General features: G+C 64.2%; 20 protein-coding genes. 5 read left to right on the forward strand and 15 right to left on the reverse strand.

Going from position 1 to position 25,215, the window contains the following annotated elements; translation table 11 throughout:
• Together G606_RS0101790 and G606_RS0101795 are read right to left on the reverse strand one after the other, a co-directional pair.
• Window positions 1-1,059 (reverse strand): carbohydrate ABC transporter permease, encoded by a 1,059-nt coding sequence (locus tag G606_RS0101790; protein WP_026644556.1) that lies wholly within the window; start codon window positions 1,057-1,059, stop codon window positions 1-3.
• 105 nt (window positions 1,060-1,164) lie between these two features.
• Window positions 1,165-2,442 carry an extracellular solute-binding protein gene (locus tag G606_RS0101795; RefSeq protein ID WP_026644557.1) on the reverse strand — a complete coding sequence of 426 codons (1,278 nt, stop codon included), beginning with the start codon at window positions 2,440-2,442 and terminating at the stop codon, window positions 1,165-1,167.
• A 333-nt stretch (window positions 2,443-2,775) separates the two neighbouring features.
• Between G606_RS0101795 and G606_RS0101800 the strand changes: the two genes are divergently transcribed.
• A complete protein-coding gene (locus tag G606_RS0101800) occupies window positions 2,776-3,780 on the forward strand; it encodes a LacI family DNA-binding transcriptional regulator (RefSeq protein WP_026644558.1) in 1,005 nt (334 codons plus the stop codon).
• Window positions 3,781-3,789: 9 nt separating this feature from the next.
• Here the strand turns inward: G606_RS0101800 and G606_RS0101805 are convergent, their stop codons facing one another.
• The 3 genes from G606_RS0101805 to G606_RS0101815 all read right to left on the reverse strand — a co-directional run bounded on the left by G606_RS0101805 (window position 3,790) and on the right by G606_RS0101815 (window position 8,124).
• The gene (locus G606_RS0101805) at window positions 3,790-5,472 is read right to left on the reverse strand and encodes a glycoside hydrolase family 43 protein (RefSeq protein ID WP_026644559.1); all 1,683 of its coding nucleotides are present in this window, start codon (window positions 5,470-5,472) and stop codon (window positions 3,790-3,792) included.
• A gap of 432 nt (window positions 5,473-5,904) precedes the next feature.
• Window positions 5,905-7,254: a xylose isomerase gene (gene xylA / locus G606_RS0101810; RefSeq protein ID WP_026644560.1), complete on the reverse strand. Its 1,350-nt coding sequence runs from the start codon at window positions 7,252-7,254 to the stop codon at window positions 5,905-5,907.
• 348 nt (window positions 7,255-7,602) lie between these two features.
• Complete coding sequence (locus tag G606_RS0101815) at window positions 7,603-8,124, reverse strand: NAD(P)H-dependent oxidoreductase (protein WP_026644561.1); 522 nt, start codon at window positions 8,122-8,124, stop codon at window positions 7,603-7,605.
• A 196-nt stretch (window positions 8,125-8,320) separates the two neighbouring features.
• Here G606_RS0101815 and G606_RS0101820 point away from each other — a divergent pair, with 196 nt between their 5' ends.
• Window positions 8,321-9,631, forward strand: coding sequence for an O-acetylhomoserine aminocarboxypropyltransferase/cysteine synthase family protein (locus tag G606_RS0101820; RefSeq protein WP_026644562.1), 1,311 nt, complete (start codon window positions 8,321-8,323; stop codon window positions 9,629-9,631).
• Between the two features lie 104 nt (window positions 9,632-9,735).
• On the opposite strand, the gene G606_RS0101825 is transcribed toward G606_RS0101820, so the two are convergent.
• Both G606_RS0101825 and G606_RS0101830 read right to left on the reverse strand, forming a co-directional pair.
• Window positions 9,736-10,512, reverse strand: coding sequence for a hypothetical protein (locus tag G606_RS0101825; RefSeq protein WP_026644563.1), 777 nt, complete (start codon window positions 10,510-10,512; stop codon window positions 9,736-9,738).
• A gap of 374 nt (window positions 10,513-10,886) precedes the next feature.
• Complete coding sequence (locus tag G606_RS0101830; protein WP_155802715.1) at window positions 10,887-11,714, reverse strand: hypothetical protein; 828 nt, start codon at window positions 11,712-11,714, stop codon at window positions 10,887-10,889.
• Between the two features lie 364 nt (window positions 11,715-12,078).
• Between G606_RS0101830 and G606_RS0101835 the strand changes: the two genes are divergently transcribed.
• The 3 genes from G606_RS0101835 to G606_RS0101845 all read left to right on the forward strand — a co-directional run bounded on the left by G606_RS0101835 (window position 12,079) and on the right by G606_RS0101845 (window position 15,625).
• Window positions 12,079-12,504, forward strand: coding sequence for a peptide deformylase (locus tag G606_RS0101835; RefSeq protein ID WP_026644565.1), 426 nt, complete (start codon window positions 12,079-12,081; stop codon window positions 12,502-12,504).
• A gap of 152 nt (window positions 12,505-12,656) precedes the next feature.
• Window positions 12,657-14,333, forward strand: a complete 1,677-nt coding sequence (gene ettA / locus G606_RS0101840; RefSeq protein WP_026644566.1) for an energy-dependent translational throttle protein EttA — start codon at window positions 12,657-12,659, stop codon at window positions 14,331-14,333.
• A gap of 392 nt (window positions 14,334-14,725) precedes the next feature.
• Window positions 14,726-15,625 (forward strand): acyl-CoA thioesterase, encoded by a 900-nt coding sequence (locus G606_RS0101845; RefSeq protein WP_026644567.1) that lies wholly within the window; start codon window positions 14,726-14,728, stop codon window positions 15,623-15,625.
• Window positions 15,626-15,670: 45 nt separating this feature from the next.
• Here G606_RS0101845 and G606_RS09485 read toward each other — a convergent pair whose 3' ends face one another.
• The 8 genes from G606_RS09485 to G606_RS09495 all read right to left on the reverse strand — a co-directional run bounded on the left by G606_RS09485 (window position 15,671) and on the right by G606_RS09495 (window position 25,181).
• Window positions 15,671-16,255 carry a DUF3180 domain-containing protein gene (locus G606_RS09485; protein WP_051198327.1) on the reverse strand — a complete coding sequence of 195 codons (585 nt, stop codon included), beginning with the start codon at window positions 16,253-16,255 and terminating at the stop codon, window positions 15,671-15,673.
• Entirely contained in the window at window positions 16,252-17,166 is a 915-nt protein-coding gene (locus tag G606_RS10625; protein WP_051198328.1) for a hypothetical protein, read from the reverse strand. The genes G606_RS09485 and G606_RS10625 overlap by 4 nt, the downstream gene beginning before the upstream one ends.
• A 109-nt stretch (window positions 17,167-17,275) precedes the next feature.
• Window positions 17,276-19,363 carry an ATP-dependent zinc metalloprotease FtsH gene (gene ftsH / locus G606_RS0101860; protein ID WP_026644568.1) on the reverse strand — a complete coding sequence of 696 codons (2,088 nt, stop codon included), beginning with the start codon at window positions 19,361-19,363 and terminating at the stop codon, window positions 17,276-17,278.
• Window positions 19,360-19,923, reverse strand: coding sequence for a hypoxanthine phosphoribosyltransferase (hpt, locus tag G606_RS0101865; protein ID WP_026644569.1), 564 nt, complete (start codon window positions 19,921-19,923; stop codon window positions 19,360-19,362). The genes ftsH and hpt overlap by 4 nt, the downstream gene beginning before the upstream one ends.
• Window positions 19,898-21,016, reverse strand: coding sequence for a tRNA lysidine(34) synthetase TilS (tilS, locus tag G606_RS0101870; RefSeq protein WP_026644570.1), 1,119 nt, complete (start codon window positions 21,014-21,016; stop codon window positions 19,898-19,900). Before tilS ends, hpt begins: the two co-directional genes overlap by 26 nt.
• A complete protein-coding gene (locus G606_RS0101875; protein ID WP_051198417.1) occupies window positions 21,016-22,509 on the reverse strand; it encodes a D-alanyl-D-alanine carboxypeptidase in 1,494 nt (497 codons plus the stop codon). The genes tilS and G606_RS0101875 overlap by 1 nt, the downstream gene beginning before the upstream one ends.
• An 87-nt stretch (window positions 22,510-22,596) precedes the next feature.
• Window positions 22,597-24,300 (reverse strand): hypothetical protein, encoded by a 1,704-nt coding sequence (locus tag G606_RS0101880; protein WP_051198330.1) that lies wholly within the window; start codon window positions 24,298-24,300, stop codon window positions 22,597-22,599.
• Window positions 24,297-25,181, reverse strand: coding sequence for an ABC transporter ATP-binding protein (locus tag G606_RS09495; protein ID WP_231371388.1), 885 nt, complete (start codon window positions 25,179-25,181; stop codon window positions 24,297-24,299). The genes G606_RS0101880 and G606_RS09495 overlap by 4 nt, the downstream gene beginning before the upstream one ends.
• Between the last annotated feature and the right edge of the window lie 34 nt (window positions 25,182-25,215).

The following is a 25,215-nucleotide window of genomic DNA, read 5'->3' on the forward strand; positions in this document are numbered from 1 at the left end:
TCACTTCACTCCTTCCATGGCGACCGCCAGGGCCTCATCCTCTGCGGTCTGCCTCTTCTTGCGCTTCTTGGACGCCTTCTTATCGGTCAAGGCGCCATCGAGATCACGGTTGAGCACAAAGTGCTGGTAGGTCAGCGCCACAATCAGCGAGATGACGAAAATGATGAGGGCGACGGCGGAGCCATATCCGTAGTTGCCTGCACCGCGTCCCTCACGGACCATGTAGGTGGCCATCGTGGAGACGCCGGCCGTCGTGGAAACGTACTGGCCCCAGATGATGTAGACCAAATCGAACAGCTGCAGCGAACCGATCATCGACAGGAAGACCCAGATGCGCAGCGTCGGGGCGAGCAACGGCAGTGTGATGCTCTTCTGGATCTGCCAGAACCCTGCACCGTCCACCTTTGCCGCTTCGTACAGTTCCTCAGGAATCGACTGCATGCCTGCAAGCATGAGGATGACGGCGAATCCGATGTATTTCCAGCTGATGAGTAGCAGCAGCGTCCAGATCGCGACCTTGGGGTTGGCGAGCCAATCGACGCCATGCATGCCGAGTGATTCAAGAATCTGGTTGACCGCGCCCTTCTTCTGGAGCAGCAGGCTCCAGCCGGTGCCGACAATGACTTCCGAAACGACATACGGCACGAAGATGAGCGTACGGATCAGGCCGCGCCCCTTGAACTTCTGGTTGAGCAGGAGAGCGAAGAGGATGGCCAACGGACCCTGGATAACGAGGGATCCGACGACGATTTCAAAGGTGTGCAGGATCGCCTGCTGGAAGTTCGGATCCTTCAACGCCACGATGTAGTTCTGCAGTCCGACGAATTTGCCGTTCTCGGACGGGGTACCAAAGCCCTTCCATTGGTAGAAGCCGTAGTAGGCGCCCAAAATGATCGGAAGAATCACAAAGCAGCAGAAGAGGATGATCGCGGGTGCGGAAAGGATGAAAATTTCGAGATTTCTGCGCCCCTTGCCGTTAGAGGGTTTGCGTTCTCCGCCCCGCTTCTTCGTTTCGGCAACCGGTCGCCCGACTGCCACGGCATCATTCATTTCAGTCATGTCATCAATCCCATGTATCTAAGTTTCGTTGTACGTCATCCAGGGAAAAAGGATGGCTGGACCATGTGGAACAGCCCAGCCATCCCGGACCTTGCTCAGACGCGATCAGCCCTTCTGGGCGGCGTCCTCCATCGCCTTGACGATGTCTTCGGGACTGCCCTGCCCCGACAGCATGTTCACCACAGCGGCATTCAACGCATTGCCGATGTTGGTGCCCAGAGCGGTATCCATCCACAGCTGCATGGACGGAGCCTTGTCCAGATATTCGATGACTTGCTTGAGAGACTCATCGGTCACCACACCACGCGCGGGCTCGGAGGCAGGGATGGTGGAGAACGCCTTGGCGTAATCCTCTTGGTTCTTCTTCTCGCCCATGTAGTTGACGAAATCGATCGAGGTCTGCGAAGCCTTCGGGTTGACACAGAAGTAGGTCACGCCGCCCATGAGCGCACCGGGTTCACCTTCGCCACCGGCGACCTCGGGGAACGCGAAGAATCCAAGGTCAGCCATCGGCTTCTGATCGGGGGTGAGGTCCTTGAGCACGCCCGGCTCCCAAGCGCCCATGAGCTCCATGGCCGCTTTATGGTTGGCGAGCAGGCCCGCAGAGGAGTTGGCGCCCTGCTGTGCGGTCGTGGTCAGGAAGCCGTCGTTGAAGGCCTTCAGGTCGTTGAGCTCCTGCAGCTTCTTGCCGGCGTTGACCCAGCACTCGTTCGAGAAGTCGTGGTCCTGGACGCTCTTGTCGTAGACTTCAGAAGAGCACTCGCGCAGGACCAACCAGTAATACCAATGCGCCGCGGGCCAGGCGTCCTTGGCGCCGAGTGCGATGGCATCGGTGCCGCTGTCCTTGAGCTTCTTCGCGTCCGCGAGCAGGTCCTCGTAGGTCGCCGGCACATCGGAAACGCCCGCCTTCTTGAACAGATCCTTGGAATACCACATGCCGCCCGGTTCCACGCTGACCGGGACGCCGTAGACCTTGCCGTCGAACGTGGCAGCGGAAAGGGTCGTCTTCATATCGGTCTTCACCGTGTCCGAGATCTTATCGGTCAGGTCCATGACCTGACCGGCGTCGATCATCTCCTGGGTCTTGGCGCCGCCAAGGGACATGAAGACATCCGGACCGGACGCGGGATCCTGCATGGCGGTCTGCAGTTTGCCGGCGAAGTCCTCGTTCTGGATGGCCTGGACCTCCACCTTGGTACCGGGGTTGGCCTCTTCGAAGGACTTTGCCAGATTCTCCCAGTACTGACGTCCTTCACCGGCGGAAGCATTGTGCCAGAACGTGATGGTCTTGTCATCGGACGACGACCCCGACCCGCCACATGCGCTCATGCCGATTACGGTCGCAACGGCCAGCGTCGCTGCTGCAAGCGTCTTGAGTTTCATAGTTCCTCCTTGATCTTTGTCCACGTTGACATTGACGTGGAGCCGTCCTCGCTGACGTACATTGCCAGAAGAGCAATGCATCCGAGCTTCTACGAAGCCTCCGGTACAACATTGAGAACTTCCGAAAACTTACGTTGTTTTCGTTGGAAACTATCGTAAACCTACTTTGTCAATCAGTCAAACTAAGTACGTTGTCGGCGTTTCGCGCATTTCTACCCAGAAATATGTTCGCGTTTTCACAACAAGCGTCTCACTTCGCTTGAAAAGTTACGAAACTTTCGCTATTATGGCAGATGGTATCACACCCATTCATTGGCAGCAAAGGAGCTCCATATGCCGGAACCCAAGGTCAGGTTGGCGGACATCGCGAAGAACACCGGCTACTCATTGGCGACCGTCTCCAAGGCGCTCAACGGCCGCTCCGACATATCGGCCGAAGCCCGCGCAGCCATCGACCGGGCGCTCAAGGCCTCGGGCTACCAGCGCCGCGGACAGAAAAACGCCGGCCAACGGTACATCGAAGTGGTCTTCCAGGACCTCGACACGATCTGGGCTCTCGAAGTGCTGCGCGGCGTGCTGCGTGAGACAAGGCACTCGCCCGACATCAGCGTCATCACGACGGAAAGCGGCACACGCCAACACCCCGACGACGACTGGATCACCGGCATGCTGAGGCGCAGGCCATTCGGCGTCATCTTCATCTTCGCCAATCTCACCGAAAAAGAAAAAACCAAATTGCAGGCCAACGGCATCCCCTATGTCATCTTCGACCCTTCAGGCGAGCCGTCGAACGATGATTTCTCCGTGCAGGCGGACAACTGGGCCGGCGGCGTGCTCGCGACTCGGCATCTGCTCGCCCTGGGGCACACGCGCATCGGCATCATCACCGGCCCCGAAGAGATGATGTGCTCGCGCGCAAGGCTCGACGGCTACACGTCAGCGCTCGCCGAACAAGGCATCGCACCGGACCCCGAACTGGTGACCGAAGGCGATTTCACAACCGAAGGCGGCTATGCGCAGGCGATGGAGCTGTTGGCGCAACCAAACCGCCCCACCGCGATCTTCGCCGGCAGCGACCTGCAGGCGATGGGCGTCTATGAGGCCGCCCGGCAGAACCGGCTGCGCATCCCCGAAGACCTTTCGGTCGTCGGATTCGACGACGTGCAGACATCCGCCTTCCTGGGTCCGGCGCTCACCACGGTGCGCCAGCCGTTGCACGACATGGCGGCCGTCTCGACGCGCATGCTTCTGGACACAGCGGAAGGGCGCCCAACGCAGCACCACGTGATCCTGCCCACCACGCTTGTGGTGCGGGGCAGTACACGCAGCCTGCGCTGAGCACTCCACCTATACCTCACAACCGATGAGGCAACCCACAAAGCCGCCGGACCATTCGGTGCTCAGCGGCGCCACGTCGATCACCTCGACAGCCGGCGCCGTCCATGCCTGTTCCGCGGACTGCGCCACGACCACGCGCACCATGCCTTTGTCGAAGACGAGCATAACCGATCCCGACTCCCCCTCGGGGATCGGCACCATGCCTTCCCTGCGCTCCGTCCCCTCGCCGAGCGTCCACTGCACCGACGCACCATCGGTCGCCACGCTCAGTGTATGGCGGCCGTCCTGCCGGATGCGCACCGTGCCACGCGGCGGGCACAGCACCACGCACCTGTCTTCCGGCATACGCCGGTACACCGTGCCATCCGCGCGCACGGCCGCGCCTTCGCCGTCGCCGACGGCAAAAGGCACGCGTGCATCGACGACCGCCTGCGATTCGCACGGCCCGATGCACACGTCGAGCAGGGTCCCGTCCGCCGCATCGATGCGCAATGTCTGCGCCAGACGCCCCGCTCCCCCGGCGAGCACCGGCCATCCTGGGTCATCGGACTCCCCTTGCGCGGGCCCATTGGATTCCAGCGACCATTGCGCCGGATCGTGCTGCCAGTCGACAGGTGCCACAAAGGTCTCCCTGCCCAGGAAACTGAGCGCCCCATGGTCCGCGGTGGGGGTCTCGCGCGAACCCAGGCACGCGACCCACCAGCCAAGCCGTGGATGATGCAGCAGATCGGCGTGGCCCACACACTGCACGCGCTCCTCCAAACCCAGATGCCGGTGTGTCAGGAACGGATTCTTCTTGCACGGATGGAACAGTCGCGCATACCGCCCCACAACCGACCGTTCGTCGGCACGCGGCGCTCGCGGCTCGGTCCCGTCCGCGTGCGCCTGGAACTGCAGGGCTTCGACCGCCGGCCCGAGCCCGTCGGGTGCCCACGTGCGCATGGTCATCTCGCTGTGGTCGAAGCTTGTGCCGCCTTCCGCGGTCATCAGATACACCCAATCGCCGATGCGGTACAGGTGCGGTCCTTCGGCCCACACCGCCTCCACGCCATATCCCGTCCAGAGGACCGTCTTGCCATAGTCGCCGTCTGCGTCATGCGACGCGCACAGCCGCCACGTCTCCGGGTCAATCCGCTGGGTCCACACCTCGGTCTGCCCTTCCCAGCGCGGGCGTACGGCCGGCCTTGTCTGCGTCCAGTACACGGAGCCGTCAAGGTCCTCGAAGATGTCTGGATCGATACCCTCGGCGCCCTCGATCCAGTACGGGCCGCGCCATGGCCCCTCAAGCGCATCGGCTTCGATGATGAAGTTGCCTTGGCTTGCACGGGCCCCCTCGATCGACTCCGGGTCGACCCCAGCTGCGGCGGCCGCATCCAGATCGATGCGGGCGACCGTGCATGCGATCACGTACTTCCCGCGGATCATGCGCAATGTCGGCGCATACAATCCCCCAGAATCAAGCACGAAGGGGATCAGCAGCCGTTGCGCCATCGCCTCGTCGACGGCGTTCCCCGCAAGCTCCCAGTTCGCGATATCGTCTGAAACGTGGATCGGCAGTCCCGGCACCAGTTCGAACGAGGAATTCACCAAGGCCACGCGCTCCCCGGGCTCGTCCCACATCCAGCTTGGGTCGGGGTACATGCCCCGCAGCACGGGGTTGGTGATGTCCATGGTCGCGGTCGTTGCGGTCATCGCGGTCCTCCATATCGGTAGTGGTCGGTCATAACAGTACATTCGGTTCGGCAGCATGGCCGGAGGGTATAGGGCGGTTCGGCGGTGCGCCATGCGCCTTGCGCAAGCAATAGGCGAACACACCGTCGTGCCCGCCCGTATGGAAAAAGCCCATGGGCCTCCGGGAACCGCCGTGCTCCCCGCGCGCGGTGTGTTTGATGGGAAGGATGCGCGCGGAGCGTATGGGTGCACGGTGTGGCCCGGTGGCCCTTGGGCCTGCATCGCGCCTGCAGAGGAAAGGAAAGAACAGGCGGCGATTCATTGGAAGGAAGGAAGGAAAGAAAGAGTTACTGGCGGCATATGCCATACAGCGTGCACTGCATATGCCACGCACTGCAGAGGTTGGATGGACGGTCCGGCCGCCCATGCGGCAAGCGGCCGGACCGTGCGGCGTCAGGCGTTGGCCAGGGCGTCGATGATGTAGTTGTTGATGGTCGCCTTCACGTCCTCGAGGTGATCGGGGTGCGTGGATGCGATGATCTCGGACTGCGGCATGTCGATGGCGTAGTCATTGAGCGACTCGAGGGTGGCGGTGCCGTCGTCGATCGACTTGCCGATGCCCGAATCGTAGGAGCCGTAACGGTTGGCCACAAGGTTCTCGATGTACTTGTCCTGATGCATCTTGTCCGCCACGAGCAGGCCGGCGGCGAACGTGTCCATGCCGGCGATGTGCGCGCGGAACAGGTCTTCGGCGCTGAACGAGGTGCGGCGCGGCTTGGCGTCGAAGTTGAGGCCGCCGTGAGGGCCGATCTGACCTTCGTCGAGCACTTCCCACATGACGGAGGTGGTCTCGTACAGGTTGGTCGGGAACTCATCGAGGTCCCAGCCGAGCAGCATGTCGCCCTGGTTCGCGTCGAGCGAACCGAGCACGCCGTTGTCGCGGGCAACGCGGATCTCGTGCTGGTAGGTGTGGCCTGCGAGGTTGGCGTGGTTGCCTTCAAGGTTGAGCTTGAAGACGTCGATCAGGTCATAGGCGCGCAGGAAATTGCATGCCGTGGCCGCGTCGAAGTCGTACTGGTGCGTCGTCGGTTCCTTGGCCTTCGGCTCGATGAGGAACTGGGCGTCCATGCCGATCTGCTTGGCGTAGTCGGCGCACATGTGGAAGAACTTCGCCATGTGCTCCTGCTCACGCTTCATGTCGGTGACCCACAGGTTCTCGTAGCCTTCGCGGCCGCCCCAGAACACGTAATTCTCGGCGCCCAGGCGCTTGCCGATCTCGAGCGAGTGCTTGAGCTGCGCCGCCGCGTAGGCGTACACATCAGCGAACGGCGAGGTGGATGCGCCGGCGACGAAACGCGGGTTCGTGAACAGCGACGAGGTGTTCCACAGCAGCTTGACGCCGGTGGACTTCATGTTCTCCTCGATCTTGTCGACGACGCGGTCGAGGTTGGCGTTCGTCTCGCGCAGCGTATCGCCCTCCGGGGCGATGTCACGGTCGTGGAAGCAGAAATACTCGGCGCCGAGCTTCGTGAAGAACTCGAAGGCGTAGTCGACCTTCGCGAGCGCGTTGTCCATCGGGTCGGAGTACTTGCCGTCCCACGGGCGCTGCGCGGTGCCGTCGCCGAACGGGTCGGTCAGCGGCGCATCGAAGGTGTGCCACCAGGCGACGCCGAAGCGCAGCCAATCCTTCATCTTCTTGCCGGCGACGACCTTGTCTGCGTCGTAGTACTGGAAGCCGAGTCCCTCCACCGGGCCGTTGCCACGGCCGACGTACTCAATCTTGTCGATGTCCCACAGTCCCATCATGACTCCTTTGTTCTGTGTTGCGCTGTGTCGCGGTGCCGTCTTCGGCGCGTCGCGCGACGGCCGAACGTCGCCGTACCGACCGCTCCCGCCATGGCGGCGGTCGCCTCCGAACGACTATGTTCATTCGTCTTATTAAGTAAGTTACAGCGACGGGCACTATTTGTCAAACCATCTAACTTTTATCGGCGAGTCCCGCGAGATGCCGCCGTTTTCATGTCATCCGCCCATCCGCGCCGCCATGCGTCTGCGGCACCGCGTACGCACCCGGCGCATGCACGCGCGGCGCCGCTCCCTTTGCGCCGTCATGCGGCACGCAGCCGCACAGCCGGCCGATCGCCCGGTGAATCAGCCGCGCAGCCGCCGCACGAATCGTTCGGCGGTCCGCGCGAGCTCGTCGTCGTCAATCGTCTTCGACGAGCCGTGCACGATGAAGGGCTCCTCGTAGTCGAGGCCGAGGTATCGCGCGGTCGTTCGGTACGGCAGCAGCAGCTCCTCCATCGTCGCGCCGTGCTTGCCGTCGGCCGTGTACATGTCCTCGGCGCCGCCGGTCGTCACGGCGAGCAGCATGCGCTTGCCGGCGATCGACGCGCCGTCGCCGTACGCCCAGCCGGGCGTGAACACGGCGTCCTCCCACAGCTTCATCAGCGCCGGCGCGCTGTACCAGTAGAACGGGAAGAGGAACGCGAGACGGTCGGCGGCGTCGCACACGCGGTGCTCCTCGTCGACGTCGATACGGAAATCGGGATACAGCGCGTACATGTCGCGCACGATCACGTCGTCACCCTCGTGCGCCGCACGCTGCGCGAGCGCGCGGTTCACCTTCGATTGCCGCAGCCGGTCGTGGAACACCATCAGCGCCGTCGTCATCGTCGCATCCTCCTTCACGCGCACACGCCGGCCGACATACACAGTCCGTTGCACATCACCGACGCACACAGTGTGGGACGCGCCGGCGGCATGCGTGGCCGTCGTGATTTAATACCGATGTCCAACCTACTCCGCCACGTCTACCCGCCGCACGGCGCGCGCGTGACGGGAAGCCAACCGCAGACGAGGAGCGTACATGGCAGACACAGCCACACCGATCAGCACCGAACACGAGGACACGATCTGCGTGCAGGGCGGCTACCAGCCGGGCAACGGCGAGTCGCGCACGCCGCCGATCATCCAGGCGACGACCTTCAAGTACACGTCGAGCGAGCAGATGAGCCGCCTATTCGACCTGTCCGAGTCCGGATATTTCTACACGCGTCTGCAGAACCCAACGAACGACACGGTCGCCGCGAAGATCTGCGCGATGGAGGGAGGCGCCGCGGCGATGCTCACGTCGTCCGGGCAGGCCGCGAACTTCTTCGCGCTGTTCAACATCTGCAATCAGGGCGACCACATCGTCGCGTCGAGCGCGATCTACGGCGGCACCTTCAACCTGATCAACGTGACGATGCGCAAGATGGGCATCGAATGCACGTTCGTGAGCCCCGACTGCTCCGCGGACGAGCTCGAGGCCGCGTTCCGCCCGAATACGAAGGCCGTCTTCGGCGAGTCGATCGCGAATCCGGCGCTCATCGTGCTCGATTTTGAGAAGTTCGCGAAGGCCGCGCACGCGCACGGCGTGCCGCTCATCGTCGACAACACGTTCCCGACGCCGATCAACTGCCAGCCGTTCCGCTACGGCGTCGACATCGTCACGCATGCGACGACGAAGTACATGGACGGCCACGGCTCGTGCGTCGGCGGCGCGATCGTCGACTCGGGCAACTTCGACTGGCTCGCGCACGCCGAGAAGTTCCCCGGAATGTGCACTCCGGACGATTCCTACCACGGCGTCGTCTACGCGAAGGACTTCGGCAAGGCCGCGTTCATCACGAAGTGCACCGCCCAGCTGATGCGTGACTTCGGCTCGACGCCGGCGCCGATCAACTCGTGGATCATGGGCATGCATCTCGAGTCGCTCGGCGTGCGCATGGAACGCCACTGCGCGAACGCGCTCAAGGTCGCCACGTTCCTCGAGAACGACCCGCGCATCTCGTGGGTGAGCTGCCCGGAGCTGCCCGGCGACAAATACCACGCGCTCGCCGAGAAGTACATGCCGAACGGCACGTGCGGCGTGATTTCGTTCGGCGTTCCCGGTGGCCGTGAAAAGGTGTCCGCGTTCCTTGACCATCTCAAGATGATCGCGATCGCGACGCATGTTGCCGACGCGCGCAGCTGCGTGCTCTACCCGGCCGGCACGACGCACCGTCAGCTCACCGAGGAGCAGCTCGACGAGGCCGGCGTCGGCATCGACCTTGTACGCCTGAGCTGCGGCATCGAGAACGCCGACGACATCATCGCCGATCTGCGACAGGCGCTCGACGCGGCGCTCGGCGACTGAGCGAAACGCAGCCCGGAGGGTTCTGGCCTCGGGATGGCAGCCAAAACGGCTGTTCGCCTGTCACCCCGAGGCCGACCCCTTGCGCTTGCCCACTGTGGCATCCCCTATCCGAATGGCTTCCATTCAGGCGGCTTGTATTCCTGAACATCCATGGCCTCATGATTGTTCGCCAGACACATGGCCGCGTCAACATCGCCGTAATCAAAACTGAAATGCCCGTGCGTCTCGGCAATAGTGGGAGCACGTCCCATACGGCGATCGTTCCAGTATTCGTCGAATCTGCGATTCTCCGCATCGTAGTCCTTCGCCGTATACGACGTCTTCACCAGATTGTTGCGATGCAGGCAATCCACCACCCCCTCCGATGGATTCCGATATAGGTTCGGGTTCGAATGCTGGCGTTGGTACACCTCGTTCACGTTCAGCATCTCCGCCATGCCGCATGCCATATCATCTTCACGCAGTTTTTCCTCCCGCGCCTCCTGCCCTTCAACAGATGCCATTGACCACCGTGCTTGATAAAACTCACCAATCTTCATAATCGGCGGCGCGGCATACCCTTTGTTGACAATGCATTGACGATAGCTCGCCCATGCCTGCTCGTAGTCGGCCCGGCTAACCCGCCCTCCGTTCTCCAACGCCCTCTTCAGAATAGTCACTTGACGATCCCCCATCGGCACCCCTTGCATCTGTCCATGACGAGTTTTCTGATCGAGATCGAGTACCATCTGCACATAGTCCTGCATGGACGAGGCAATGCGTTGACCCTCCACACCAGTATCTGAATCCGCTTCGTCGGAGCCACACCCCGCCAGTAGACCGCAGGCAAAACATGTCACCATGACAATTCCGCCGAATCGGACGAAAAACTCACGCATCATCTTTCGAGTCCTCGCATTCCAACTCAAGATATGGTGTGGTGTGAGACCGCATTCGGTGCAGTCTCACGCCACACCGCACATCGTTCATCATTGAGACGAATCAGAAGAGACGCAATCAACAGCCAGCTCCATGATACTTCATGATACTTGTAGATGCCACCACTCTGCGACATCTACGAACTGAGACATCTACGAACACTATAGAAATCAGGAAAAACGATAGCCAAGCATTCTACCCATATCGTGTATGCGAGCTCAATCAACCTGACAAGAGAAGCTCGGTCGGGCGAATCTGCATCATTCAACACAAGACCAGTCACTGCCGGCATGCTGATCCGACACGGCATGGGACTGCGCCTAGTGCATGAGCGGTATCAGCTGAGCGGCTTCCACGTTTCGAGTTCATCGATAAGCAGGCTGGAGTCATTGGTGACCACACAGGTACGGGCCTGTGGGGCGTTGAAATCAAAGCTGAACGCTTCGCGTCGTTTGGTATAGGCCTCGCGTTCAGTCTTTGTATCAGAGACATCAGTGCCGAAAAAGCGCTCACTTTCGGCACGGTACTGGTTCACTGAATAGTCTTTAGGAACCAATGCGTGGCGGCGAAGGCAATCTACCAATGCGACATCGGAATTGCTGTATAGACTTGGATTTGCCACATTCAGGCGGTAGATATCATCCACTGAAAGCACGTAGCGAGCTTGACAACCATCGACGTCGCTGTTGAGTTTATCCTGCTGTGCCTCGCTCATGCCGCTGGTGTCAATCTTGATCTGGTGGATGTACACCCCGTTAATCAGGCGCATCGTCGGCGGGTTGTACCCCTTGGCAACCAAGCATTGGCGGTAGTTGTCCCATGCCGTCAGATAGTCGGCATGGGAGATCTTACCTTCGTTGGCGAGTGCACGCTCAAGCATCTGCCGCTGCGACTGATCCATATCTGCGTGATGTTCCAGCAGATTCTTGATACGCTCATCGACGCTTCCTGCCATTTGGAATGTGTCGCCGCCGTCGCTCCATTCACGGGAAGAGGAGACGGACGATCCGCAGGCTGTCAATCCTAAAGTCAGCATGGTGCACAACAGCGCACTGCAGCCTCTGCGAATGAAAGGCATTACGATCCACCTTAGAGGTATTTGCGGATTGCCGGCCGATTTGATGGACTGAGAGGCCAGAACTGTTGCGCCGCATGTCTTGCCCACATCGGTTCCTTTCCTCGTCCTTGGGCCATCTTGCACATCGGTGTGCAAGAATCGATGATGAAATATACTCATCATGATCACCAGTATTATGATGGACACGGCATTTCTCAACCGAATGTTCCCATTTTCGGGTATGTGCAATCAATGAACAATTATGGATTCGATGGTTTGTCCTCTACTCGGATGGTTGGTTCCGCGATTGAGATCATCGCGGAACCAACCATCTTCCGGATAAGGCCTAGTTGTTGGAAGGGGACGTCGCGTCGACTGAGCGAAACGCAGCCGCAGCAGACACAGCCGTATAGGCCGTATAGCGAGGCCCCGCGCACGGCAACCGCGCGGGGCCTCGCTATACTTACTGCCCATGCAACGAACGATCGTCACCTCCGTCCCCTTCCTATCCGAGCCGTCGGCGGCCGCCGACCCGAACGATCCGGGCGACGCCGCGATCGCGGCCGATCTCGTCGACACGCTCGCGGCGAACCGCGCGCGCTGCGTCGGCATGGCCGCGAATATGATCGGCAAGCACAAGCGCATCATCGTCTTCGTCGACGAGGATCTCGGCACGATCGGCGTCATGTTCAACCCGATCATCACTCAGGCCGACGGCGCCTACGACACCGCCGAAGGCTGTCTGAGCCTCGAGGGCGAACGGCGCACGCCGCGCTTCGAGCGCATCGAAGTCGACTACCTCACCCGCAAGGGGCGCCCGCGCCACGCCGCGTTCACCGGCTTTACCGCGCAGATCATCCAGCACGAGATCGACCACTGCGACGGCGTGCTCATCTGAACTCCCGACACGCGGGGACTGCTCCCGCGTGTGGGAATAGCGCCGATTGGACGGTTGTTGCCAACTAGTAGACCGCTTTTGGAATAATGGTCGTGCATTTTGTGACCGCTTCGATTCCACGAAGCAAGACGGACAACGGAACGGATTCAACCTTGGCTGAGTTTATTTACCAGATGATCAACGCCCGCAAGGCGTACGGCGACCGCGTGATCCTCGACAACGTCACGCTGAGCTTCCTGCCGGGCGCGAAGATCGGCGTCGTAGGCCCCAACGGCATGGGCAAGTCGACGCTGCTGAAAATCATGGCGGGCCTCGACACGGTCAGCAACGGCGAGGCGTCGCTCACGCCGGGCTTCACCGTCGGCATTCTGCAGCAGGAGCCGCCGCTCGACGAGGACAAGACCGTCGGCGAGAACATCAAGATGGCCTTCGGCGACATCGCGAACAAGGTCGCCCGCTTCAACGAAATCGGCGAGGAGATGGCGAACCCGGACGCCGACTTCGACGCGCTGATGGAGGAGATGGGCAAACTGCAGACCGAGATCGACGCGGCGAACGGCTGGGATCTCGACTCGCAGCTCGAGCAGGCGATGGACGCGCTGCAGTGCCCGGACCCGGACACGCCGGTGTCGGTGTGCTCGGGCGGCGAGCGCCGCCGCGTCGCGCTGTGCAAGCTGCTGCTCGAGGCGCCGGACCTGCTGCTGCTCGACGAACCGACGAACCACCTCGACGCCGAGTCGATCCTGTGGCTCGAAAAGTTCCTGCACCAGTATCCGGGCGCCGTCATCGCCGTCACCCACGACCGCTACTTCATGGACAACGTCGCCGAATGGATCTGCGAGGTCGACCGCGGCCAGCTCTACCCCTACAAGGGCAACTACTCCACCTATCTGGAGACGAAGGCCAAGCGTATGGAGATCCAGGGCGCCAAGGACGCCAAGCTCGCCAAGCGCCTGAAGAACGAGCTCGAATGGGTGCGTTCCTCGCCGAAGGCCCGTCAGGCGAAGAACAAGGCGCGTCTTGAGCGCTATGACCAGATGGAGCAGGAGGCGCGCAACTCGAAGAAGCTCGACTTCTCCGAGATCCAGATCCCGCCGGGACCGCGTCTGGGTTCGACGGTGCTCGAGGCCGAGCACATCCACAAGGCCTTCGGCGACCGCGTGCTCATCGATGACCTGAGCTTCACGCTGCCGCGCAACGGCATCGTCGGCGTCATCGGCCCCAACGGCGTCGGCAAGTCGACGCTGTTCAAGACAATCGTCGGCCTCGAACCGCTCTCCGGCGGCGATCTCAAGATCGGCGACACCGTCAAGATCAGCTACGTCGACCAGAACCGCGCCGGACTCGACCCGAACAAGAACCTATGGGAGGCGGTCTCCGACGGCAACGACTTCATCGAGGTCGGCGGCGTCGAAGTGCCAACGCGCGCCTACGTCGCGAGCTTCGGCTTCAAGGGATCCGACCAGCAGAAGCTGACCGGTGTGCTCTCCGGCGGCGAGCGCAACCGCCTCAATCTGGCGCTCACGCTCAAGCAGGGCGGCAACCTGCTGTTGCTCGACGAGCCGACGAACGATCTAGACGTCGAGACGCTCGAAAGCCTCGAGAACGCGCTCATCGAGTTCCCGGGCTGCGCCGTCGTGATCTCGCACGACCGCTGGTTCCTCGACCGCATCGCCACGCACATCCTCGCGTGGGAGGGCGACGACGAGAACCCGGCGCGCTGGTACTGGTTCGAAGGCAACTTCCAGTCGTACCAGGAGAACAAGATCGCGCGTCTGGGCGAGGAGGCGGCGCGTCCGCACCGTCTGCACCGCAAGCTCACCCGCTGAGCCAGCCGATTGGCGCCGAAGGGCCCGGTTGTGAACACCGCCGCCGCACAACGCGGCGTCCACGTTCGCAGCCGGGCCCCTATGCAATCATGAGCGGCGCAAAGCGCACCCATGACGTTCGCAACGAGCCCTGTCAGCGACCGTAGATGGTGCAAAGCGCACCTGTAACGTTCGCGACGAGCCCCGGCAGCGAACGCGGGAAGTGCGGAACGCACCCATGACGTTCGCGTGAACATCAGCTCCCCCGGCTATGCCGTCGGCTGCAATCATCAGGGCGTGTCCGTTTCTTAACACGCCGCTGATAGATTGCAGACAGTCAACGCACCCGCCCCCCCTACCGGGCACCACCCGACGGCGTGGGGAACGCCGCCCCCGAACAGAAAGGACGCCTCATGACGTCGGACACCACTCCCCTGAAGCATCTGATTGATGTGCTGAGCCTCGGCGAACCTTCCGTCTACCGCGATCACACCTACATCAGCGGCGAAAGCATGTACTTCCCAACCGGCCGCGTCTACGGCGGCCAGGTCATCGCCCAGTCGCTCATCGCCGCTTCGAAGACGGTGCCGGAAGGGCGCGAGCCGCATTCGATCCATGGCTATTTCATCGCCCCCGGCGACATCCACGAGGATCTGCTCTTCGACGTCGAGAATCTGCGCGACGGCCATTCGTTCTCGGCGCGCCGCGTCAACGTCACGCAGTCGCAGGGCGCGATCCTCACGGCAATCGCGAGCTTCCAGAAGAGCGGGCAGTCCGGCTTCGAGTACGCCGACCCCGCGCCGGCCGACGTCCCCGCGCCGGAGACGCTCAAAAGTTCGAAGGAGCTGATGGCTCCATACGCCGATCAGTCGGATTTCGCGAAGTACTACGCACAGACCTCCCCCTTCGACATCCGCTACGTGTCCCAGCCGATCCTGCTCGGCCCGGACAAGGCGAGCGCGGATGCTGACTGCGGCCGTCAGCTTGTGTGGATGCGCGCCGACGGCGAATGCGACGTGTCCCAGACGATGCACCGCGCAATCCTCGCACTCGGCTGCGATCAGGTCATGCTCGAGCCTATTCTGCGTCGCGCAGGCCTGACGGTGATGACGCCGGGCATCTCCTTCGCGTCAATCGATCATTCGATGTGGTGGTACCGCGACATCGACGTCACCGACTGGCATCTGTATGTGCAGGACACGCCCACCGCCGGCCATGGCCGCGGCCTGTCGATGGCGAAGGTCTACCGCCGCGACGGCACGCTCGTCGCCGCGATCGTGCAGGAGGCGATGGTGCGCGTGCCGCAGGAGTGATGATCACACGTCCATCCGCGCGACCACCGTCTGCCGAAGCCGCCGTCACCTGCCGGGTACGGCGGCTTCGTCATTGTCTCCGTCCTGACCGTCGGCCTTCCATGCGACGCCGCGGTCGCGACGCCCGTTGCGCAACCGTTTGCGTTCGATCTTCGGATGTTCGGGACCCTCCGACGGCGGCAGCTGGCAGAAGCCTTCGCCGATGATGCCGCAGACCATATCGATCAGGCTCGCCGCGCATGCGACGACGCATTCGATTGCGATGCGCCGATAGTACGGCGCCTGCAGATGCCCGAGGACCATCAGCAGCTCGCCGCCGTACCAGCCGAGCAGCACAGCGCCGGCGAGCGCGAGCGCCTTCGTGAGGATCAGCGTATCGACGGCGCGCTCGGGCGTGATCGTCTTGAGCTGCACACGTTTGCGCGGCTCGGTCGTCGTGTATCGATGCACCTGCCATGCGGCGACGAGCACGCCGATGCCGAAGACGGCGAGCACCGCCGAGACGAACCACGGCAACCCGAGCAGCGAGACGTGGTGGCGTTCCTCGAGCATGGCCGTCGCGGCGCCGCCGCCGACGCCGAGCACGACCGCGAGCAGATACACCCACCAACGTATGCGATGCGCCCTCATTGCGCGCCTCCGATGATCCAACGGTCCGATTCGAGCCCCGCGAACGGCGTGTCGGGCGCGTTTGCAAGCAGATACGCGAGCGGATCGCCACGGAAGGTCGCGTTCGGATCCATGTCCATCCACGGCGCGAGGATCGCGGCGCGGTTGCCCGCTCCCCCGTCGTCGATGCGTGCGCGGCCGTCGGCGTCATCAATATCGACGATATGCAGTTCGACGTCGCCGTCGTGTGCGCGCGCGGCGGCGTTGAGGAACGCCGTGAGCGCTGCCGCGCCCATTGTCGTGTCGAGCGCGGCGACGGCGGTGCGTGTCTCGCCGCCGTCGGCCGTCATCGCGTGGTAAAGCGGCGAGATGCCCACGATGTGCGTGCCCGGCGCACCGTCGAGCGTGACGATGACGTCGCGGAACAGCTCAGCCGCCTGCGGCGACGCGCTTTCCATCGAGACGACTGCGCGGTGCGACGTCATGTCGGCGTGCATGTCCCCCGTATCCTCTGCCGGCTCAGCGGACGTCGGCACAGCGGTTGTCGTCTCGCCGGACGTCGCGACCCAGTGCACACCCAGACACGCCGGCTCCGGCATCGGCTGTGCCATCTGTGTCACCGATTCCACCGATTCCACCGATTCCACCGACGTCGTCGGCGACAACGTCAGCGTCACCGTCGCCATCGCGGCGCCCGTCTCGCGGCGCGACGCCTCGGCGACGGCGTCGGCGATCATTGCGCCGGTCTCGCCCGCATGCGCCGCCGCCGTGCTCCGAGCAATCTCGATGAGCGTCGTCGCCGACGCGCGTGAGACGAGACCGCCGTCGAGTTCGACGTCGATGTCGAGCCGCGCCGCGCCGGCGAAGGGGTCGTCGACGACGTCGACGGCGCCCACCGTCACTCCCCTGCAGACAAGCATGTGCGTTGCCATGTCCGTGTCCTTCCTGCTTGCCGGTTTTACGACATGTCCGGCCGTCCAATAGGACAGGCCCGGGCTTTGCGGCGCCGGGCCTGTTGAATGACCGACTCGTCGGATCCCGTCAGAACTGCTGCTGCGGGATGCCCGCCGATTCCTTGAGCGACTCGGGAATCGGCACCGGCGGCACATCCGAATCGGGACGGTTCGGGCTGCTGAGCCACACCGGACGTTCCGGCGCCATCTTGATGTCGGCGAAGACCTCCTTGAGCTCCTTCTCGTTGAGCGTCTGCTTGACGAGCAGGCGACGCACGAGTTCGTCGAGGATCTCGCGGTTGTCGGTGAGGATCTGCCACGCCTCCTGATGCGCGGTCTCGATGAGGTCGAGCACCTGCTCGTCGATCATCTCGGCCGTCGCGTTCGAATAGTTGCGCGGACGCAGGCCGTCAAGGCCCTGATCGTCGTCAGAGTCAATCCACTTGACGGCACCGAGCTGCGAGGACAGGCCGTATTCGCCGACCATGTGGCGGGCGATGCTCGTCGCCTTCTCGATGTCGTTCGACGCGCCGGTCGTCGGATCGTGGAAGACGATCTCCTCGGCGGTGCGGCCGCCCATCGCGTAGGCCATCTGGTCGAGCAGCTCGTTGCGCGACTGCGAATAGCGGTCCTCGGTCGGCATGACGGCCGTATAGCCGAGTGCGCGGCCTCGCGGCAGGATCGTGACCTTGGTGACCGGATCAGTGTTGTGCAGCGCGGCGGCGACGAGCGCATGGCCGCCCTCATGGTAGGCGGTGTTGCGCAGCTCGTCGAGCGCCATGCCGCGCGTACGGCGGCGCGGGCCGCTCATCACGCGGTCGATTGCCTCGTCGATCGCACGGTTGTCGATCAGCTGGGCGCCGACGCGCGCACACAGCAGCGCGGCCTCGTTGAGCACGTTCGCCAGATCGGCGCCGGTGAAGCCCGGCGTGCGCACGGCGATCGCGTGCAGGTCGATATCCGGCACGAAGGGCTTGCCCTTCGCATGCACCTTGAGAATCTCCTCGCGGCCTTCGAGGTCCGGCGCCTCGACGGCCACCTGACGGTCGAATCGGCCCGGGCGCAGCAGCGCCGGGTCGAGCACGTCCGGGCGGTTCGTTGCGGCGATGATGATCAGATTCGTGTCGTTGTCGAAGCCGTCCATCTCGACGAGCAGCTGGTTGAGCGTCTGCTCTCGCTCGTCGTGTCCGCCGCCCATGCCGGAGCCGCGCTTGCGGCCGACGGCGTCGATCTCGTCGATGAAGATGATCGCCGGGGCGTTCTTCTTCGCCTCGTCGAACAGGTCGCGCACGCGCGAGGCGCCGAGACCGACGAACATCTCGACGAAGTCGGAACCGGCCATCGAATAGAACGGGACGCCCGCCTCGCCTGCGATCGCGCGCGCCAACAGCGTCTTGCCGGTGCCCGGAGGGCCGTAGAGCAGCACGCCGCGCGGGATGCGCGCGCCGAGCGCCTTGTACTTCGCCGGATCCTTGAGGAAGTCCTTGATCTCCTCGACCTCCTGGACGGCGGCCTCCTCGCCGGCCACGTCCGAGAACTTCGTCTTCGGAATCTGGCCGTCGGCGAGCTTGCCGGCGTTCTTCTTGCCGCCCATGCCGAGCATGCCGCTCGTGCTGCTCATGCGGCTCATCAGGAACCAGCCGAAGCCGAGGATGATCAGGATCGGCAGCATCGACGTGAGCATGTAGGTCAGCGCGCCCTGCGTCTTGATCGTCGCCGTCCAGCCGTTCGCCGGTTTGGCGTCCTCGACGGCCTTGACGATGTCGGCGTCCTGCGCGCTCGCGAAGTAGAACTGCACGTCGGTGCCGTAGTTGCGGTCGTTGCCCGAATCCGGATCCTTGCCCGAATAGGCGTCCTTGAGCTTGAGCTCGACGAGGTTCTGGTTGTCGACGATCGTCGCGTTCGTGATGTTCGACGCGTTGCTCTTGAGGATCGACAGGCCCTGCTCGGTCGTGATCGTCTTCGCGCCGCCGTTCATCGAGAAGAAGACAATGACGAGCGCGATCAGCGCGACAATCGTGCCCCAGAACCACGGCGAGCGCCATGCGCTCCTCCTGCCGTTCTGGTTGCCGTCGCCCGGGCCGTTCGGATCGGACGGGTTGAACGGGTTCGGGCGGTTGCCCGGCGACCCGTTGCGGTTGCCGCGTGGCTGCTGCGGCCCCTGCGGGATGCTCATGCCTGCTCTCCTTCGTATACTTCCGGCTTCAACACCGCGATCGAATCGAGGTTCCTGTAGCGCTCGTCATAGTCGAGTCCGAAGCCGACGACGAACTCGTCCGGGATCACGAATCCCTTGTATTTCACATCCAACTGCACCTGATGGCGTGCCGGTTTCTCCAGCAGCGCGAAAATCTCGACCGAGGCGGCTCCCCTGCGTTCGAGTTCGGCGACGAGCCATTTGAGCGTGACCCCCGAATCGATGATATCCTCGACGATGAGCACGTCGCGTCCGCGCACGTCGGTCGACAGGTCCTGACGCACGGTGACGACGCCGCTGCTCACAGTGCCCGATCCGTAGCTCGACAGGCTCATGTAGTCCGTCTCGAGCGGGATCGACATCGCCTGCGAGAACGCGACCATCGTCGTCGCCGCGCCTTTGAGCACGCACACGAGCAGCGGCGTGCGCCCGCGGTAGTCCTCGCTCGCCTGTGCGGCCACTTCATTGATCTTCCCCATGATCTGCGCATGGCTCAGCAGCTCATGATCGATTTCATGCTCTATGTCGACGATTTGCATGCGTTACATCTTGGCACACCTCAATGACGTGTTTCTGACGATTAGCTGTGCGTTTTCTGGGAAGTCGCACGGCCTGTTGCCCGTGCCAATGCGAGACGAGGGCCTCGACGGCGTCGACATGGCGTCTGCCGCTGCCCGGCGCGCAGATCGCGAGCGCGCGCGCGACGACGCGGAAGCGCAGCGCCGCGTCCTGCCCGGCGAGCGCGCGAGCGTCGATGAACGCGCGCCTGCCGCCCTCCTCGTCGTCCTCGATGCGTACGGTGCGCGCGAAGACGTCGTCGGTCAATCGTTCGAGCAGTTCGACATCGCGCCGTGCGAGCGTGGCGCCGTCGGCGAGCATCGTCGTCATATCGCGGCCGGCGAAGGCGCTCAGGCGCGGCAGCAGCGTGTGCCGCACGCGTGAACGCAGCGGGAAGCATTGCGGCAGCGGCTCGTCGGCGGGCACGCCGTCGCCGTTCGTCGGATCGTCCCACCACTTGAGCGCGAGGTCCTCGCAGATGCGCGTCGTGTCGGCGCGCGCGACGCCGAGCAGCGGCCGCGCGAAGTATACGCCGTCAATGGACTGTGTGGCCGGCATGCCGGCGATGGCGTCGAGGCCTGCCGAACGGATGAGGTCGATGAGCACCGTCTCGGCCTGATCGTCCTTCGTGTGCGCGAGCAGGACGACGGCGGCGCCGAGCGTGCGCGCCTCGTCGACGAGCGCCGCGTAGCGCGCGTCGCGTGCGGCCGCCTCGGCGCCGTCGCCGTGTTCGTCGGAAACGTGCACGTCGCGCACGACGACCGGGTCGAGCCCGAGCGCCGTGCATTGTTCGGCGGCGAGCGCGGCGACGTCGGCGGAACCGGTCTGCATATGGTGGTCGACGATGACGGCGCCGGCGCGCACGCCCCACGCGGCGCACACCGTCGCAGCCACGGCGGCGAGCGCGAGCGAATCGCGGCCGCCCGAGCAGGCGACGAGGATGAGCGGCGCGTCGGCGTCCGGTTTGTGTTCGCCGTGGCGGGCGAAGCGCGCATCCTGCATCGTGACGCCCTGTGCGGCGAGCACGGCGCGTACGGCGCCGATCGCCTGTTTCATCGCGGCCGAATACACCATCACAACTCCGTGAGCGTGGCGACGAACTCGTCGATCGCGTCGCGCGCGACGGCCATGTCGGACGGATTGTTGACGATGACCGAGAACACGGCGACGCCGCCGTCCTTGCGCGAGACGTTGCCGGTCATCGACGTGACGGTGCCGAGACTGCCGGTCTTGACGCGCATCAGGCCTGCCGCGGCGTCGTCGGCGAGGCGGCTCGCGGCGGTGCCGACGAGGCCGGGCACGGACAGTCCTTCGGCGGCCGCCGGCGCGACGCCGACCTCGATGTTGCGCAGCTGCACGTCGGCGAGCGTCGTCACCGTCAGCCGTGAACCCGGAGACAGTCCCGAACAGTCGGCCATGACGAGGCCGTCGAGCGGCACGCCGAGCGCCTCGAGCCGCGTGCGCACGGCCTTGACTGCCGCTTCGGGCGAGTTGCCGGTCTTCATATGCAGCGCGAGCAGCCGACCGAACTGTTCGGCGAGCGTGTTGTCGGAATGCTGGAGCATGAAGCGCATAACGGCGCTCAGCGTCGCCGATTCGACCGACGCGAGCGGTGTGCGTCCCTCGGGCGTGCGCATCTGCTGCAGCGCGTCCGCGTTCGTCACGTCGACGCCGTGTTCGGTAAGGCGCGTGGCGAAGATGGCGGCCGCGTCGGCCGCCGTCGTCTGCGACAGCGGCGGATAGTCGGAGAATCGATCGGGGTCGGCGCCCGCGTCGGCGCGCTGGCGGCCGCCGTCGACGGCCATCGACGAGACGGGCGTGTAGTACAGATGGTCGCCGTTGTTCTCGGCGATGCGTTTGGGTGAGCGTTCATCGCCGAACATCGTGTCGTCCCACGCGAGGCGCACCTTCGTGACGCCGCGTTTGCCCAGCGCGGACGCCGTGCGCTCGGCGAGTGTGCCGAGTCCCGCGCGGCCGTTGACGTGACGCGGGTCGCTTGCGCCGGCACCGAGCAGCATGTCGCCGCCGCCCTGCAGGATCAGCGTGTCCGCGCCGTCCTGTTCGTGCACGAGATGGGTGGAAGTCGTGAACGTCGAGCCCATGTCGAGCGTCGATGCCGCCGCGAGCGCCGTCAGCGTCTTCATCGTCGACGCCGGCTCGCGCGCCGTGTCCTGCGCGCTCGCGGCCGCCGTCGTGCCGTCCGGCTGCAATACGAGCACTGAGACTTCGTTGCCGACGCCTTTCGTGTGGATGAGCGTGTCGATTGCCGCGGCCGCCTTGTTCTTGTCGATGGTGCGCGTCAGGTCGGCGTCGGCGACGAGCGTCGCCCCGACGCGCGCCGAACGCAGCGCCGCCGGCGGACAGTCGACGACCGACGAGAACGTCAGTGCGCCGGGAATGACGCCGAGCCCGTCGGCGAACACGTAACCGACGGCGAGCGCGACCGAGGCGAGCGCGGCGACGACGACGAGGACGACGCGGCGCGCGCGCAGATGACGCCATCGGCGCGCCTGTTCGGCTGTTTGATCGGCGCTCTGTTCAACCGTCGGCGTGCCGTCGTCCTGCATCGCGTCGCCGTCCGTGTGCGGATTCATCGTCCCGTCGCGCACCGCGTGCCTCCCCTCGCCGGCCGCGGCCTGTCGGGGCCGCGAAGATCACTGCTGGAGCGCCGCGAAACCGTCCAAGGTGTCAAGGACCTTGAGCTTGCGGCGCTCCAACAGCTTAGCGCCCAGCCATGTACCAAGCCACAGGACCCCTACGCCGTTGGCGAGCGCGATGGGGATGAGGACCGGATACCACTGGTCGAACACGCCGCCGAAGCCGATGCCGGCGATGACGGCGATCGTCGGGATCATGACGGCCACGAAGAGCAGCATCTGCAGCAGCGGGATGAACATCTGCGCCGCGCCGCGGCCCTGCGGCGTGCTGAACGGCTTCTCGAGCGACGGCGTCGGATACATGAAGACCGGGTTCATCGCCTCGGCCACGCCGATCGTCGCGAGCGTCCACGACCATCCGCACACGCCGATCGTCAGTCCCTGCAGCCAGCCAACGGGCGTGCGCCAGAAGCCGGAGCAGACCATCGAGATGATGAAGAGCACGACGATGCTCACCGTCGCGACGAGCACATACGCGCGTGCACGGCCGCGCCGGTCATCAATCGCGCGCACGCCGCAGATGACCTCCATCGCGAAGCCGCGGCCGTCGTAGCCCAGGCCGTTCGCCTCGGCGATCGCGAACATCATGCAGCTGACGACCATGCCGGTCCACACGTACCAGTCGCCGATCTGACGTCCCATGAACGCGAAGATGAAGACGATGAGCAGCGGCATGATGAACATGACCGACTGGCGCGGGTCGCGCCGCAGCATGCACAGCAGGCGCGCGGTCACGGCGCCGGACGGCGAATCGGGCATCCGTGTGAACATGCCGAGGCCCTTCTCCGCCTTGCCTCCGGAGACGGCGGCGTTGTGCGTGCGCGCGTAGCGCAGGCACCACATCGTCAGCCACCAGCACACGGCGCAGGTGGCGACGACGATGAGCAGGTGGGCGGCGAAGACGCCCCATGCGCCGTCGGCGGCGTCGAAGGGCAGCATGAACGGCGCGCCGAGCGGCGTCCAGCCGATCACCGTGGACGCGCGCACCAAATGACGCACGTCGATCGCCGCGCCCGCCGTGTCGAGGGAGGCCATCGTCATGCTCGGCGCTTCGGCAAGCAGGATGACGATGACCATCAGGACGATGTAGAAGATGTTCTTGCCGGCCTGCGAACGCACGAGGACGCCGAAGAGCGAGAGCAGCGCCTTCGAGCACAGCATCGCCGTGACGATGACGGCGAAGGCGGCGACGACGGCGGTCAGGACGGACGCGGCGCCGAAATGGGCATACGCGGGCGTGAACGCGAGCAGACACAGCAGGAAGGTGATGCCGGTCGGTCCGGCAACGCCGGCGACGACGAGGCCTGTCGTCAATCTGCGGTCCGTGATGCCGTAGATCGCGAAGTTGTCCGGCGTCATCGTCGAGTTCTCGCCGACGATCATCAGCTGGATGATGACGGCGAGCAGGATCGCGAAGGCGCCGGCGATCGGCATCGCGATGCGCAGCACGACGCCGACGAGCGGGTCGGACTGCGCGCCGAGCGCGATGCCGCCGATGAGCGCGCCGACGATGCAGCTAGCGGCGACGATCAATGTGACGACGAAGGCGACGAGCTGCCATGCGGAGCGTTTCAACGTCGCGAAGGTGATCGTCCAGCGCAGCCGCACGAAGGTGCCGACCGACGGCTGCGTCATCGGCGCGGGCGCCGGCTGCATCGACATCGATGATGCGGACGTTGTTTCCGTCGTCGCGCCGCTCATCGCGCGCCACCTTCGTTGACAACGTTTGTAGCGGCGACGGTCGCGGCGGCCTCGGCATCGGTGACGCCGCTTTCGCCGTTCTCGCCGCCGTCGAGCCATGCGATATGCGCGGCACCGTGGCGGCCGCCGACGAGCTGCAGGAAGCGCTCCTCGAGGTCCTCGCCGGCCGCGACGGCGTCGACGGTGCCGGCGGCGACGACGCGTCCGCGATTGATGACGGCGACGTGCGTGCACATGCGTTCGACGAGCGCCATGACATGCGACGAGATGATGACGGTGCCACCGGTCGCGACGTATTCGAGCAGGATGTCCTTGATGTTCGCGCTCGAAATCGGGTCGACGGCCTCGAAGGGCTCGTCGAGCACGAGGATACGCGGACTGTGGATCATCGCCGTCGCCAGACAGATCTTCTTCGTCATGCCGGCCGAATAGTCGCGCACCATGACGTTCGCCGAGTCGATCAGATCGAAGGCGGCGAGCAGGTCGGCGCCGCGGCGCGACGCTTCGGCGCGGCCCATGCCGCGCAGCATGCCGGCGTAGACGAGCAGCTGCATGCCGGTGAGCGTCGTGAAGATCTGGTCGGGCTGCGGCATCAGGCCGATGAGCCGCTTGGCGCGCGCCGTGTCCGCCCACACGTCGTGGCCGAGGATCGTCGCCGTGCCGGAGTCCGGCACGAGCATGCCGGTGAACATGTTGATCGTCGTCGTCTTGCCGGCGCCGTTGGGGCCGACGAGGCCGTAGAACGAGCCGACCGGGATGTCGAGCGACAAGCCGTCAACGGCCACCTTGTCGTCGAAGCGTTTGAACAGGCCACGCATCGAGACGGCCATATGCGGATCGGTGGCGAACAGTCGCGGATCAGGCGCGTTGGGCGCCGGCATCGGGGAAGCTACACTCATGCCTGCCACACTATTG

The sequence above is a fragment of the Bifidobacterium sp. AGR2158 genome (assembly GCF_000424225.1).
Lineage (GTDB): Bacteria > Actinomycetota > Actinomycetes > Actinomycetales > Bifidobacteriaceae > Bifidobacterium > Bifidobacterium anseris.

Coding starts and splice junctions, on each gene's coding strand:
- G606_RS0101790 (WP_026644556.1), bottom strand. CDS start 1,059: ATGACTGAAATGAATGATGCCGTGGCAGTCGGGCGACCGGTTGCCGAA.
- G606_RS0101795 (WP_026644557.1), bottom strand. CDS start 2,442: ATGAAACTCAAGACGCTTGCAGCAGCGACGCTGGCCGTTGCGACCGTA.
- G606_RS0101800 (WP_026644558.1), top strand. CDS start 2,776: ATGCCGGAACCCAAGGTCAGGTTGGCGGACATCGCGAAGAACACCGGC.
- G606_RS0101805 (WP_026644559.1), bottom strand. CDS start 5,472: ATGACCGCAACGACCGCGACCATGGACATCACCAACCCCGTGCTGCGG.
- xylA (WP_026644560.1), bottom strand. CDS start 7,254: ATGGGACTGTGGGACATCGACAAGATTGAGTACGTCGGCCGTGGCAAC.
- G606_RS0101815 (WP_026644561.1), bottom strand. CDS start 8,124: ATGACGACGGCGCTGATGGTGTTCCACGACCGGCTGCGGCAATCGAAG.
- G606_RS0101820 (WP_026644562.1), top strand. CDS start 8,321: ATGGCAGACACAGCCACACCGATCAGCACCGAACACGAGGACACGATC.
- G606_RS0101825 (WP_026644563.1), bottom strand. CDS start 10,512: ATGATGCGTGAGTTTTTCGTCCGATTCGGCGGAATTGTCATGGTGACA.
- G606_RS0101835 (WP_026644565.1), top strand. CDS start 12,079: ATGCAACGAACGATCGTCACCTCCGTCCCCTTCCTATCCGAGCCGTCG.
- G606_RS0101845 (WP_026644567.1), top strand. CDS start 14,726: ATGACGTCGGACACCACTCCCCTGAAGCATCTGATTGATGTGCTGAGC.
- G606_RS09485 (WP_051198327.1), bottom strand. CDS start 16,255: ATGAGGGCGCATCGCATACGTTGGTGGGTGTATCTGCTCGCGGTCGTG.
- G606_RS10625 (WP_051198328.1), bottom strand. CDS start 17,166: ATGGCAACGCACATGCTTGTCTGCAGGGGAGTGACGGTGGGCGCCGTC.
- ftsH (WP_026644568.1), bottom strand. CDS start 19,363: ATGAGCATCCCGCAGGGGCCGCAGCAGCCACGCGGCAACCGCAACGGG.
- hpt (WP_026644569.1), bottom strand. CDS start 19,923: ATGCAAATCGTCGACATAGAGCATGAAATCGATCATGAGCTGCTGAGC.
- tilS (WP_026644570.1), bottom strand. CDS start 21,016: ATGGTGTATTCGGCCGCGATGAAACAGGCGATCGGCGCCGTACGCGCC.
- G606_RS0101875 (WP_051198417.1), bottom strand. CDS start 22,509: ATGCAGGACGACGGCACGCCGACGGTTGAACAGAGCGCCGATCAAACA.
- G606_RS0101880 (WP_051198330.1), bottom strand. CDS start 24,300: ATGAGCGGCGCGACGACGGAAACAACGTCCGCATCATCGATGTCGATG.
- G606_RS09495 (WP_231371388.1), bottom strand. CDS start 25,181: ATGCCGGCGCCCAACGCGCCTGATCCGCGACTGTTCGCCACCGATCCG.